At 58.8% G+C, this 14,005-nt stretch carries 6 protein-coding genes; 1 reads left to right on the forward strand and 5 read right to left on the reverse strand.

What is annotated here, in order from left to right:
- Nucleotides 1-3: 3 nt before the first annotated feature.
- The 5 genes from NK667_RS24875 to putP form a co-directional block, all read right to left on the reverse strand.
- On the reverse strand, nucleotides 4-300 hold the full coding sequence (locus NK667_RS24875; RefSeq protein WP_054616433.1) for a contact-dependent growth inhibition system immunity protein: 297 nt from the start codon (nucleotides 298-300) through the stop codon (nucleotides 4-6).
- On the reverse strand, nucleotides 300-4,949 hold the full coding sequence (locus NK667_RS24880) for an RHS repeat protein (RefSeq protein WP_054616434.1): 4,650 nt from the start codon (nucleotides 4,947-4,949) through the stop codon (nucleotides 300-302). Before NK667_RS24880 ends, NK667_RS24875 begins: the two co-directional genes overlap by 1 nt.
- Nucleotides 4,949-5,686, reverse strand: coding sequence for a DUF4123 domain-containing protein (locus NK667_RS24885; RefSeq protein WP_054616435.1), 738 nt, complete (start codon nucleotides 5,684-5,686; stop codon nucleotides 4,949-4,951). The genes NK667_RS24880 and NK667_RS24885 overlap by 1 nt, the downstream gene beginning before the upstream one ends.
- The gene (locus tag NK667_RS24890; protein ID WP_054616436.1) at nucleotides 5,676-7,688 is read right to left on the reverse strand and encodes a type VI secretion system Vgr family protein; all 2,013 of its coding nucleotides are present in this window, start codon (nucleotides 7,686-7,688) and stop codon (nucleotides 5,676-5,678) included. The genes NK667_RS24885 and NK667_RS24890 overlap by 11 nt, the downstream gene beginning before the upstream one ends.
- A 362-nt stretch (nucleotides 7,689-8,050) precedes the next feature.
- Nucleotides 8,051-9,535 carry a sodium/proline symporter PutP gene (gene putP, locus NK667_RS24895; RefSeq protein WP_054616437.1) on the reverse strand — a complete coding sequence of 495 codons (1,485 nt, stop codon included), beginning with the start codon at nucleotides 9,533-9,535 and terminating at the stop codon, nucleotides 8,051-8,053.
- A 464-nt stretch (nucleotides 9,536-9,999) separates the two neighbouring features.
- On the opposite strand from putP, the gene putA reads away from it, so the two are divergent.
- Complete coding sequence (putA, locus tag NK667_RS24900) at nucleotides 10,000-13,953, forward strand: trifunctional transcriptional regulator/proline dehydrogenase/L-glutamate gamma-semialdehyde dehydrogenase (RefSeq protein ID WP_054616438.1); 3,954 nt, start codon at nucleotides 10,000-10,002, stop codon at nucleotides 13,951-13,953.
- The last annotated feature ends 52 nt before the right edge of the window (nucleotides 13,954-14,005 follow it).

Here is a 14,005-nt window from a genome sequence, read left to right on the forward strand (position 1 = left end):
GAATTATTTGCTATCAAGCATATCCGCAACATGCTCCAACCAAGCTTTTCCTGACGGCCACGCATGGGGGTAATAGTAGGAGCATCCAATTTCTTCAAATAAAAACGCCTGTATTTCCTCTTCACCGTTAATAGTGCGCAATACAAATTGCAACTCGTCCTTCACCCGCAAAACGGTTTCTGGAGATGCCTCTGCAATAAACAACCTAATAACGTCGTCCTCAGTGTCATGATCACAATTCCAATCCTGGTGAAAGTAGCCAGCCAAAAATTGAAATAAGTCCGGGAATTTTTCGCTCATTATTCTGCATACCCTGTATGTATTCGATAGCCATCAGGCATTGTGTTGTCCCTCCGTAAAAGCAGATACACACCGGAAACAGGCGTTACGGCAGAGGCATTGCGCCTTAAAACGACGCCAACCGGGTAAGAGACAGTGTCATTAAGAATAATCTGCCTATCTCGGCCCTTCATGAATTTTTCTATCACAGCCTTATTGCTCGCCATCACACTGGAAATTGCTTTTTCCGCGGTTGCTCGATCATAGAAAGTCGACACCCTGCCAAGCCATGGCTCGTCTTTAAGCCTCTGCGCAAGTTGAGCATCAGAACGACCAATGTGTTTTTTAATCAGATGTCCTCCCCGTGCCTCATGCGCAGCCAGTCCGCCACCCGGAACAATTTCACTGTACGGCCCTTCAATGTCCCCCGGACATGGCCCACATGCCAACCCCAACGGATCAACCCACCCCGTCGGATTCGGCGTGTACTGGTACTGGTTGAGCCCACCCGCCAACTTGATCGGATCAGGCGTCAGGTACCGGCCAATCTCCGGATCATAGTACCGATGCCGGTTGTAATGCAGGCCGCTCTCAACATCAAAGTACTGCCCTTGAAACCGCAGCGGCTGTTCAAGTTGTTCGCCCGCGCCATGGGTCAGGCCGGTGACTTTTCCGTAAGCGTTGTACTTCGCCGCCCAGACAATCTCGCCACCAAAATCCGTCAGTTCCTGCGGTGTACCGAGATGATCAAGTTGATAGTAGAAGGGGCAAGCCTGACGCGGGCCTTTGCCGTCGAGCATGGCCAGTGGACGGAAGGTGCCAGGTTCATAGATATAGCTGCGGTAATGTTCGCGGCTGCTTTCGGCGACAACTTGATCGCCCTGCCAGAAGAATTCGGTGGTCTTTCCATCGACGGTTTTGGCGATGCGGCGGCCGAAGGCGTCGTAGCGATAATTCGCACAAATTCCATTCGGCAACGTGACGCCAATCAACCGATGCTGGCAGTCGTAGCGATACTCGGTGACGAGTTTCTGCGCAGTGCCGCGCCGTTCGCGGATGAGGTTGCCGAAGGCGTCGTAGTCGTAGTGGCGATCGCCCTGCATCAGCAGGCGATTGCCTTTTACGCTGGCCAGACCGGGACGGTCTTGCATTAGCAGGTTGCCCGCCGGGTCGTGGGCGAAGCTTTCCGGTGGGTTGTCGCGGGTGTGGCGGACGCGGGTCAGGCGGTTCAGTGCGTCGTAAACATAGCTGCGCTGACCGTGTCGGGTGTCGGCGATGCTGTCGAGATTGCCGTTGGCGCTGTAGGCATAATCGCGGCGATACAGCGGTTGGCGTTGTTGACTGACAGCGTGAGCCTTCAGGCGCCCCTGGTCGTCGTAGGCATATTCGCTGAGCAGCAGGCCTTGTTGGCGCTGTTGCTCTCGGCCGAATCGGAACTGATGGGTGGTGAGTTGCGCGCCATTGAGGTCGATGGCCGTCAGGGCACCGCCCTTGGCGTGGTGGTAATCGAGCTTGCTGTTGTCCGGCAGGCGCAGGCGTTTGAGTTGGCCGCAGGCGTCGTAGCTGTAGCGCAAGGTGCCCCAGCCTTGGTGCTCGGTGATGAGGCGGTCTTGCTTGTCGTAGGAAAATTCCAGTGGATGGTCGTGACCATCATCAACGCTGACCAGCCGCCCGAGGCTGTCATAGCGGTATTCGACCTTGATGCCGTCGGGTAGCGTCTTGACCAGCAAGCGTCCGGCGGAGTCCCGCTGGTAACCGGTGATGAGCGTCGAACCGTCATCGCCGAATTCGGTTTTCTCCAGCAATTGCCCATTGAGGTCGTAGGCATACGCCGTGCGTTGCCCGTCGAATCCGGTTTCTTGTCGGATCAATCCGTTGGGCGTGTAGTCCAGCTGATATTTTTCGCCGGATTCGTTTTCGATCTCGGTCAGAAGCAGCTGCGCATTGTCGTAGCGATACTTCAGTTGAGTGCCGTCGGGGTTGATGCGGCGGCTGACCAGATGCAGGTCGTCAGCATATTCGTAGCGAGTGACGCGACCCAGTTCGTCCTGTTCGGCGGTGATCTGGCCGTAGGCGTTGTAGCTGAAAGCGCGGGTGGCGCCTGTAGGTAAAGTCGTCTGGACCAGTCGGCCAATGTCATCCCATTGATACCGCGTAACAGCGCCATGTTCGTCCTGACGGGTAGTCCGTCGGCCCAGCACGTCGTAGGAATAACGCCGCACGCCGCCATCCGGCAGCGTCTCTTCGACCAGTTGCCCCAAGCCATTCCAGACGAACACATGCCGACTGGTGTCCGGAAAGCGGATGGTCAGCAACTGCCCTTGAGCGCCGTAGTAGTAATGGGTGACTTGCCCATCCGGGTCGACGGCCTCGGTGACGTCGCCCTGGGCATTACGCCTATACGTCCACACCGCTTCGCCGCGATACCGCGCATGCAGGAAACCGTTGCGATACTCGTAGGCCGTTGGCTCGTCTTCCGGCGGGATCAGCGCCACGAGGCGTCCGACTTCGTCGTAACGGTATTCCGTGACCGCCCCAAGCGGATCCTGCTCGGCAATCAGGCGGCCGCTGTCGTCGTAGGACTTAAGGTGTTCACCACCGTCCAGTTCAACCTTGCGCACCAATCGCGCACGGTCGTCATGAACGTAAACCTCTTCACTGCCGTCGATGTTCTGGACGGTGACGCTGCCTTCGTCATCCCAGACGTAACGCGTGTCCATCTGCGAAAACGACGCCCAATGTCGGACGCATCGCGCAGCCTTGCCAGACCTTTCCCACTCCCAAAAGAAACTAGCCCCACCGGTCAGTTGCCGCTGCAGGATCACGTGTTGATCGTCGTAGTCGTAACGCTCGCTTTCGCCGGCAGCGTTGATGGCGGCAATCAGTTGATCGCGCTCGTCGTAGTCATAACTGACCAGCGTTTGCTCGGTGTGCCAGGCGTCATCGAGTGCCTGGGCCGGACGAAAAACCTGGTAATCCACGGCAATCAAATGGCTGCGGACATAGCGCAACAGCAGCGCGCGACCGGCGCCGTTGTCGAGGCGTTTGATCCGGTCCTGGCGGTCGCGGGTAATGCGCAGACGGTTGTCGTATCCGTCGCTAATCGCTGTCAGAAAACCGTTATGAAAGTGGTAGAAGCGGGTTTCTTCGCCGGCCTGGGCGAGGATCAGTTCGTCAGGTTCTTCGCCGAGGTAAATCGCTGCACGCGACAGGCTGTTATGAATCGCAGGGCGTTCGGTGTTCGGTAGCGGGAACGTGGTGCGGCGGTTTTCGTGGTCGATCCAGACGACGTTTTCGCCGTCGATTTCCAGGCGATGCGCGAGGGTGTGACTCCAGCCAAATCCGAGGCCGCTATCGATTTCGGCGGCGCTGGTGCGATAGAGCCGGGTGAAGTTGAACGGCAGAATTCCGTCGAGGGTGCCGTCGGTGAGCGTCAGGAGTTCTTCGCCGGTGACCATCGATACCGGGCAGCCATTCTTGCAAGTCGACGGCGCGCAAGTGGCGGCTTCACCGTTGGGGTTTTTCGCCTGGTCGGGGGCGTCGTCGTGGTGTTCGTCTTTCTTCAACGAAGTGTTGCGACGTGCGCCCCAGTTCAACTGCATCCGGCCTTTTTTCATACCGGCGGCGATGCCTCGGGCGGCGACTTTTTTGTAGCGATCGACGTAGCTGATGAAGGTGTCGATGATCGAAAAGATCGCCTTCACCAGACGCAGAACCGCACTGAGCAGCTGCGCGGCCCGGTCCGCCAGACGCATCGTCAGATAAGCGATACCGGCTCCCGCCCCGGCGAACGTAAGAACGATGCCGATCAGGATGTCGATCAACAGCTGCACCACCACCATCGAGACGGCTTCGGCGGTTTTGCCGGCGATTTCGCCCGGTGGCAGCATGTCCAGCCAGAGACTGGCGGAGCGCACCAGCAGGCATAGCGCCGCTTCGTCACTTGCCAACAACTGGGCTTTTTCCATGACGTCCGGTGCAGTTTTCGCAAGCTTCTGCAGCTCCGCGGCACTCTCACCCAACTGCTTTGTGAACTTGGCCGGATCCTTGAGAATGTCCGAAAGCAGGCTGATGCCGTCCCACACGCCCTCGATCGCGGCCCAACTTCCCGCGAGCAATCCATTGCCTACAGCAGCCGAAGACGATTCCGACCACTTTGGTTTAAACGTCTTCCACTCATCACGCAGCCAGCCTTCAAGCTGCGTCGTCAAACCGTCGTAGGAAGAGAAAAGATCATCGACTTGCTGTGGTGTGACCTCATTGTGAACATGAATGCGGTAAAACTTGCCCTCGACCCCTCTGAACGTCCCTTTGCCATGTTCATCAAGCGTGACCGGCGTCACCTCCCCGCTCTCAGACGCAATCACATCGACCTGAATATTCCCCACGGGGATGTCATAAACCGATTCAAACTTGCTCTCGATCTCCAGCGCCCCACCCTTCGGGCACTGCACGACGGTAGAAGAAAAATCGTCATCGCCACTGCTCACGATGGTGCTGGAGTTACCGAACCGAACGATCCGTTCCATCCCCATCAACGAAGGCAAATCAGCCGCTTGACTGGCCGTGTCCGCCGCCCGGCTCAACCAGTGCTTCAGCTGTTCACGGTAGAGGGAAAGGGTGTTCGGGAAACTGTCGAGCTCCTGCTCGATGCGCACAATCTGATCCATCAGTTCAGCTCCGCCATCAGGTAATCCACCAAGGTCTGTTTCGATGCCTGGGGCAGGTCCTTCGCTTCAAGAAAACTCGCGACCTTGCGTCGCAATACGCTGTCGGAAAAAGCCTCGAACAGGTCCGGAAGGTCCTCGCTCAACCACTTCAACAGGTTGTTGATTCGGGTGACGTCAGACTGCGCGGCGAGCTCTTCGAGCAATGTCTCGGGGACGCTCCACCACGGAAAAACCTGAGAGCTTTTCAGCGCGCGACCGCCGATTTCCAGCGCTCGGCCATTGATCAGGCAACGCCCGATAACCGGCAGCAGCTGCGCGGTATCGACAGCGGTGGATTGCAACATTGGCAGTAGATAGCGCCCGTCCCAGAAACGGAAAAACACCTTGTCGTTATTGGGCAGCAGCGCTTGTGTGAGACTTCGCAAGTGATCGACTACGGCTTCCAGGCTGGCCGACGAAATAGCCAACCATCCCCAGTCACGAGACTCAGTGGCAGCGACCCATTCCAGAAACCCACCGTCAGCCGCGACGATTCCCACGAAAGGCATCACCGCTTCCCACTCGGCGTAGGCGGTGTCGGCCCAAATCGGGCTCGGTGCTTGAGCGGTGAGCGAGCGTTGCCAAGCTTTGAACGGCTCAGCCGCGCTGGCATTGCTGAAGATCGCGAACAGTTGTTCCGACGGTTTCAGCGGCTGTTGTTCCAACCAGGCGTGAGGCGAAAAGTGATCAGGCTGCACAGACACCATCCTTGCAACGCTCACACTCTTCACAGAACGGCGCATCACCTTTCAGGCTCAGAATCTGCGCCGCACTGAGCAACGCCGCCGGGGCTGCGGCGAGTTTCAGAGGTACATCCGGCGAAATCGCCACGGCTGACATGGTCGCCATTGGCGCGCCACCGACCATAATCGGCACGCTGCTGAAAATCCCGCCGGGGCCGATGTTGATCCATTGCCCGCCCGCCTGAATGGTCGCGCTGGCACCGCCGTCGATCACCACTTGCTGGCCGGCGCTGACATGGAATTGCTGACTGGCGTTGAGCGCCTGATTGGTCACGCGGATGTGCCGGTCGCCGGTCACCAGCAGGTGATCGTCTTGCCTGATTTCGGTCTGGCGCTGGCCATGGGTGATGCGTTGTTCGTCGGCCTTCAACTCGTGGCGAGCGATGCCGGAGACTACGATGCTGCGGGCGTTATCGACCTGAACCTGTTGATCATTCAACACGTGCTGGGTCCAGTTTCGCTGGGCCCGCAGGTAAATTTCCTCGGCGCCTTTGCGATCCTCGATGCGCAATTCGTTGTAGCCACCGCCGCCGGGACTGCTCTGGCTGCGGAAAATACTGCGGGTCTTGTCGGCGGGCAGGTCGAGAGGAACAGGTGTCGCGGCGTTCGGCAGGCAGCCCATCACCAAAGGTTTGTCGGCATCGGCGTCGATGAATCCCACCAACACTTCCATGCCGACTCGCGGAATCAACACGCTGCCGTAACGGTCGTGCGCCCAACCGGTGGCGACTCGCAACCAGCAACTGGAGTGCTCGTCGAGTTGGCCGTCGCGGTCCCAGGCGAGCTGGACTTTGACCCGGCCAAATTCGTCGCAGTGGATTTCACTGTCGTTCGGCCCAGTGACCACGGCGGGTTGATAGCCGAGCATGCGCGGTTTGTCCGGCCCCAGCGGCGGGCGGAAGGAAACGTCCCACGGCGTTGCGAGAAAGGTATTTCGATACCCCTGGAATTCACCGTCGTCGGTGGCGGACTCTTCCAGCACCTGTGGCTGACGACCATGGTGTTCGATTTCAGTGATCAGCCACAGGTCATTCCAGGCATGGCGTGGATGCTCGGCCAGTTGCAGGAAGTGTCCGCTGGTCAGTGTCGATTGATCGCTGCGACCTTCAGCCTGACGGAAATCCGCGCCATGGCGTTCCAGGGCTCGCTGGGTCAGTTGCTTGCCGGACTCACGGTCGCTGAATTGACCGGGGAAGTCGTAATCCTCCAGCACCGGGCGCTGTTCGCTATCGACGCGGCTTTCGAGTGGCAGGCGAGGTTTGCGGAAGTCGTAGTCCCGGCGAGCCACGGCTGTCGTCCGGGTCTCCAGACGCACGTTGAAACGCTTGATCGCCGGAGCGGTGGCGGCCATGCCGCTGCCAGGCAGATACAGCGTGGGCTCGGGCAGACGCGGAAAAACCGTCTGATCATCGCCGAACACCAATAGATGGCCGTCAGGGCTGTGCTGAAAATGGAAGTGAATGCCGATCTCGGCACACAGGCGCTGGATGAACGCCAGATCGCTTTCCGCGTATTGCACGCAGTACTCACGTTCGGGGTAGTCGCTGCCGAGTTGAAATTCAAAGGCATCGCGCTGGATCCCGTGATCCTTGAGGACTTGCGCGATGATCGCCGGCACGCTCTGGTGCTGGAAGATTCTTTGATTGATGCGCTGGCCAAGGTAAGTCAGACGCGGGACAAGGCTGACTTGATAGCGTGTCAGACGTTTACCGGAATCCCCTTGCCCGACCCGAAACATCTGACCGTGAATGCCGGAACCCTCTCCGTCAAAACTCAGAAATGCCTGACGATGCAGGAGACTCTCAAGGTCGAGGTCCGGCTGTTCGCTGACCAGTTCCAGGTCGAAACGAAAGGGTTGGCTGATGGCTTCCTTACCCGTGAACTCAAGGACCTTGAGCTCATTCTGGACGCCGTCGAGGGTCAACGTGAAACGCGGTTGATTGGCAGGCGCGAACATCCGATGTGTCTCTGCAGAATGAAGGCGGGCGATTCTGCATGAGCAACAAGGAGGGTTGAGTGGACGTCAGGAAAATCAGATTTACCCTACTTTTTTAGGGATTTTTCCTTCAAGAATCAGTGCATTTGGCTACAGACATTTCTTTGAGACCACCACACACCCATGTGGGAGCGGGCTTGCTCGCGAATGCGGATTAACATTCAACATTGATGCAGCTGATCCGCCGCCTTCGCGAGCAAGCCCGCTCCCACAGGGGATCTTCAACATCTCAGGATTTGCGCAAGCAAAAAAAACGGCCCGCCTCCAACAGGAGACGGGCCGTTTTTATGTCCGCGAAGGATCAGAGCCTCAGCCCCTCCCCATCACTTGTTCAGGCGGAAATCCGCTTCGGCTGCGGCAAAGCGCATCAGCATGCCTTTGGTTGGCGCGCCCAGCTTGCTGACGATGTAGATCGCCAGGCTAGCAAAGATGAAGCCCGGGATAATTTCGTACAGACCCAGCAGATTGAAGTGTTTCCAGACAATCACGGTGATTGCACCAACCAGAATGCCGGCCAGTGCGCCGTTGCGGGTCATGTCCTTCCAGATTACCGAGATCAACACAACGGGACCGAACGCGGCACCGAAACCGGCCCAGGCGTAGCTGACCAGACCCAGCACACGGTTTTCCGGGTTAGCGGCCAACGCGATCGCGATCAGGGCTACCAGCAACACCATGGCGCGGCCAACCCAGACCAGTTCAACCTGGGAAGCGGATTTGCGCAGGAAGGTTTTGTAGAAGTCTTCGGTCAGGGCGCTGGAACACACCAGCAATTGGCAGCTCAGGGTGCTCATCACCGCCGCCAGAATGGCCGACAGCAACACACCGGCAATCCACGGGTTGAAGAGGATTTTTGCCAGTTCGATAAACACACGTTCGTGGTTTTCGGTCACCGGCGCGGCCAAGTCGGGGTGCGCCGAGAAGTAGGCGATACCGAAAAAGCCTACAGCGACTGTGCCGCCCAGGCACAGGATCATCCAGGTCATGGAGATGCGACGTGCCTTGGCAATCGACTTGACCGAGTCCGCCGCCATGAAACGCGCGAGGATGTGCGGCTGGCCGAAGTAGCCCAGGCCCCAACCCATCAGCGAAATCACGCCGATGAAGGTGGTGTTTTTCAGCATGTCGAAGTTGCTTGGGTCTTGCGCTTCGATGGCCAGGAACGTGGTGTCGACGCCACCGGTGGCCAGCAGCACGATGATCGGCGTCAGCAACAGGGCGAAGATCATCAGGGTGGCTTGTACGGTATCGGTCCAGCTCACTGCCAGGAAACCGCCAACGAAGGTGTAGGCAATCGTCGCCGCAGCACCGGCCCACAGCGCTGTCTCGTAGGACATGCCAAAGGTGCTTTCGAACAGACGGGCGCCGGCCACGATGCCGGAGGCACAGTAAATAGTGAAGAACACCAGGATCACGATGGCGGAAATGATCCGCAGCAGGCCGCTTTTGTCTTCGAAACGGCTGGAGAAGTAATCCGGCAGGGTCAACGCATCGCCGTTGTGCTCGGTCTGCACGCGCAGACGGCCGGCGACGAACAGCCAGTTCAGATAAGCACCGACGATCAGGCCGATGGCGATCCAGCTTTCAGACAAACCGGACATGTAGATGGCGCCCGGCAGGCCCATCAACAACCAGCCGCTCATGTCGGAGGCGCCGGCGGACAATGCCGTCACCACGCTTCCGAGGCTGCGACCGCCCAGAATGTAGTCAGAAAGGTTGTTGGTGGAGCGATAGGCCATGAAGCCGATCAGCACCATTGCTGCGATATAGATCACGAACGTGATCAGTGTTGGATTACTTACGCTCATTCGAGTGGTGCCCTGGCTTTGTTTTTATGTAGCGGCGAAGTGTGAAACGCCGACAAACGACAACGTTTGTTGAAACGATTTCCAGCCTCGCGCATTTATGACTGATGTTTCCCCAGGAAAGCCATCAGCCGGTGCACCTGTCTTTTTTGACCGGTTGCACCTTGGGCGCGAATCCTATTCAACAACGCAAATCAGGTGCAACCCATTTCTTGAGAATAAGTTGCACCTAGCCTGATTTTCGTGAAAAAGCCCTGTTTTTGCTCCCTTTTGGGGCAGTCAGGCGCGTTTGCTAGAAGTAAAAGCACCAAGCAGGAGCGGTACGTTCGTACCGGAATTTAATTCCTGACGAGGCGCTTATTATTCCGACAAAAAAAGGGTTGCACCCGGTTGCACCTCGACCAGCGCACAGCTAATCTTGCCGCCAGCTGATGCCACGCGGTCGTGGCAAACATGAGGATAAAAATATGGCTACCACCACCCTTGGGGTCAAACTTGATGACCCAACCCGCGAGCGCCTCAAGGCCGCCGCGACCTCGATTGATCGCACGCCGCACTGGCTGATCAAGCAGGCAATTTTCAATTACCTGGAAAAACTCGAGGGTGGTGCAACCCTGACCGAGCTGAGTGGCTTGACCGGCAAAGACGCCGATGATGCTGGCGAAGTGCATGCCGATCACGCCCACCAGTGCTTCCTCGAATTCGCCGAAAGCATCCTGCCGCAATCGGTCCTGCGCGCTTCGATCACCTCTGCTTACCGTCGCCCGGAACCGGAAGTGGTACCGATGCTGATGGAACAGGCACGTCTGCCTGCGGCGATGGCCGAAGCCACCAACAAGCTCGCTTCCTCGATTGCCGACAAACTGCGCAATCAGAAAAGCGCCGGCGGCCGTGCCGGGATTGTTCAGGGCCTGTTGCAGGAATTTTCCCTGTCGTCTCAGGAAGGCGTGGCGCTGATGTGCCTCGCCGAAGCGCTGTTGCGTATCCCGGACAAAGGCACCCGTGACGCCCTGATCCGCGACAAAATCAGCACCGGCAACTGGCATCCGCACTTGGGCAACAGCCCGTCGCTGTTCGTTAACGCCGCCACTTGGGGCTTGTTGCTGACCGGCAAACTGGTCGCTACCCATAATGAAGCCGGCCTGACTTCGTCCCTGAGCCGCATCATCGGCAAGAGCGGCGAGCCGATGATCCGCAAGGGCGTCGACATGGCCATGCGCCTGATGGGCGAGCAGTTCGTCACAGGCGAAACCATCGCCGAAGCCCTGGCCAACGCGAGCAAGTTTGAATCCAAGGGCTTCCGCTATTCCTACGACATGCTGGGGGAAGCCGCACTCACCGAGCACGACGCCCAGAAGTACCTGGCCTCGTATGAACAAGCCATTCACTCGATCGGCAAAGCCTCCCACGGTCGTGGGATTTATGAAGGCCCGGGCATTTCCATCAAGCTGTCGGCACTGCACCCGCGTTACAGCCGTGCGCAGTACGAGCGTGTGATGGACGAGTTGTACCCGCGCCTGTTGTCGCTGACCCTGCTGGCCAAGCAATACGACATCGGCCTGAACATCGATGCCGAAGAAGCCGACCGCCTCGAGCTGTCGCTGGATCTGCTCGAGCGTCTGTGCTTCGAGCCGCAGCTGACGGGCTGGAACGGCATCGGTTTCGTGATCCAGGCCTATCAAAAACGTTGCCCGTATGTGATCGACTACGTGATCGACCTGGCTCGTCGCAGCCGTCATCGCCTGATGATCCGCCTGGTGAAAGGCGCGTACTGGGACAGCGAAATCAAGCGCGCCCAGGTCGAAGGCCTGGAAGGCTATCCGGTCTACACCCGCAAGGTGTACACCGACGTTTCCTACATCGCTTGCGCCCGCAAACTGCTGTCGGTGCCGGAAGTCATCTACCCGCAATTCGCGACGCACAACGCCCACACCTTGTCGGCCATTTACCACATCGCCGGTCAGAACTATTACCCCGGCCAGTACGAATTCCAGTGCCTGCACGGCATGGGTGAACCGCTGTACGAACAGGTTGTAGGCAAAGTTTCCGATGGCAAGTTGAATCGTCCGTGCCGTGTGTACGCACCGGTCGGGACTCACGAAACATTGCTGGCTTACCTGGTACGTCGTCTGCTGGAAAACGGCGCGAACACCTCGTTCGTCAACCAGATCGCCGATCAGTCCATCTCGATCCAGGCGTTGGTCGCCGATCCAGTGGCCAGCATCGAGCGCATGGCGACGGCGGAAGGCGGTTTCGGCCTGCCGCACCCGCGTATCCCGCTGCCGCGTGACCTTTATGGTGCCGAGCGCGCCAACTCCAGCGGCATCGACATGGCCAACGAACATCGTCTGGCGTCGCTGTCCTGCGCGTTGTTGGCCACCGCACACAACAACTGGAAAGCCGCGCCGATGCTCGGTTGCGCCTCCAGCACTGAAACCCCTGCGCCGGTACTGAACCCGTCGGATCTGCGCGACGTGGTCGGTCACGTACAGGAAGCCACCGTCGAAGACGTCGACAACGCCATTCAGTGCGCCCTGAATGCGGGTCCGATCTGGCAGGCCACTCCGCCAGCCGAACGCGCCGCGATCCTGGAACGTGCCGCCGATTTGATGGAAGGCGAAATCCAGCCGTTGATGGGCCTGTTGGCTCGCGAAGCCGGCAAGACCTTCGCCAACGCCATCGCCGAAGTCCGTGAAGCCGTGGATTTCCTGCGTTATTACGCGGTGCAGGCACGCAACGATTTCACCAACGACGCCCACCGCCCATTGGGTCCAGTGGTTTGCATCAGCCCGTGGAACTTCCCGCTGGCGATTTTCAGTGGTCAAGTCGCCGCTGCACTGGCTGCCGGTAACCCGGTACTGGCCAAGCCTGCGGAACAAACCCCGCTGGTGGCGGCTCAAGCCGTGCGTTTGCTGCTCGAAGCCGGGATTCCGGAAGGCGTGCTGCAACTGCTGCCGGGCCGTGGCGAAACCGTTGGCGCTCGCTTGGTCGGTGACGATCGGGTTAAAGGCGTGATGTTCACCGGTTCGACTGAAGTCGCTCGCTTGCTGCAACGTAACGTCGCGGGTCGCCTTGATGCACAAGGTCGTCCGATTCCGCTGATCGCTGAAACTGGCGGCCAGAACGCGATGATCGTCGACTCCTCGGCACTGACCGAACAGGTTGTGATCGATGTGGTTTCGTCCGCGTTCGACAGCGCTGGTCAGCGCTGCTCGGCACTGCGAGTGCTGTGCTTGCAGGAAGATTCCGCCGACCGTGTCATCGAAATGCTCAAGGGCGCCATGGCTGAATGCCGTCTCGGCAACCCTGAGCGCTTGTCCGTGGACATCGGCCCGGTGATCGACGCCGAAGCCAAGGCTGGCATCGAGAAACACATCCAGGCCATGCGCGACAAAGGTCGCAACGTGTATCAGGTGGCCATCGCCGACGGGGAAGAAGTCAAACGCGGCACCTTCGTGATGCCAACCCTGATCGAACTCGAAAGCTTCGACGAACTGCAACGGGAAATCTTCGGCCCGGTGCTGCACGTGGTTCGCTACAAACGCAAAGACATCGATCAACTGATCGGCCAGATCAACGCTTCCGGCTACGGCCTGACCCTGGGCGTGCACACCCGCATCGACGAGACCATCGCCAAGGTGATCGACAACGTCAATGCCGGTAACGTCTATGTAAACCGCAACATCGTTGGCGCCGTGGTTGGCGTGCAACCGTTCGGTGGCGAAGGCCTCTCGGGTACGGGTCCGAAAGCGGGTGGTCCGCTGTACTTGTACCGTCTGCTGTCGACACGTCCTACGGATGCGATCGAACAATCCTTCGCTCGCGGTGATGCCATCGCTGCGCCGGACGTGCGTTTGCGCGATGCCATGAGCAAGTCGCTGACCGCCCTGAAAACCTGGGCCGACAGCAACCAACTGGCCGACCTGAGCACCCTGTGCGTGCAGTTCGCCGCACAATCGCAAAGCGGGATCACCCGCGTTCTGGCCGGCCCGACCGGCGAGCGCAATAGCTACGCGATCCTGCCGCGTGAACACGTGTTGTGCCTGGCGGAAGTCGAAGGCGACCTGCTGACGCAACTGGCGGCGGTGTTGGCCGTCGGTGGTTCGGCAGTGTGGCCGGAAGCAGACGTGACCAAAGCATTGTTCGCACGTCTGCCGAAGGAGATTCAGGCGAAGATCAAACTGGTTTCCGACTGGAACAAGGACGAAGTGGTGTTTGATGCGGTTCTGCATCATGGCCATTCCGATCAACTGCGGGCGGTGTGCCAGCAAGTGGCCAAGCGTGCCGGGGCGATTGTCGGGGTGCATGGCTTGTCCCAGGGCGAGACCAACATTGCGCTGGAGCGTCTGGTGATTGAGCGGGCGTTGAGTGTTAACACGGCTGCGGCGGGTGGTAATGCGAGCTTGATGACTATCGGTTAAACCGCAATTAGGCCGGGCGCCCGCAATGGGCGCCTGGAATGCAAAACCCTTG

It is taken from the genome of Pseudomonas nunensis (assembly GCF_024296925.1).
Classification (GTDB): domain Bacteria; phylum Pseudomonadota; class Gammaproteobacteria; order Pseudomonadales; family Pseudomonadaceae; genus Aquipseudomonas; species Aquipseudomonas nunensis.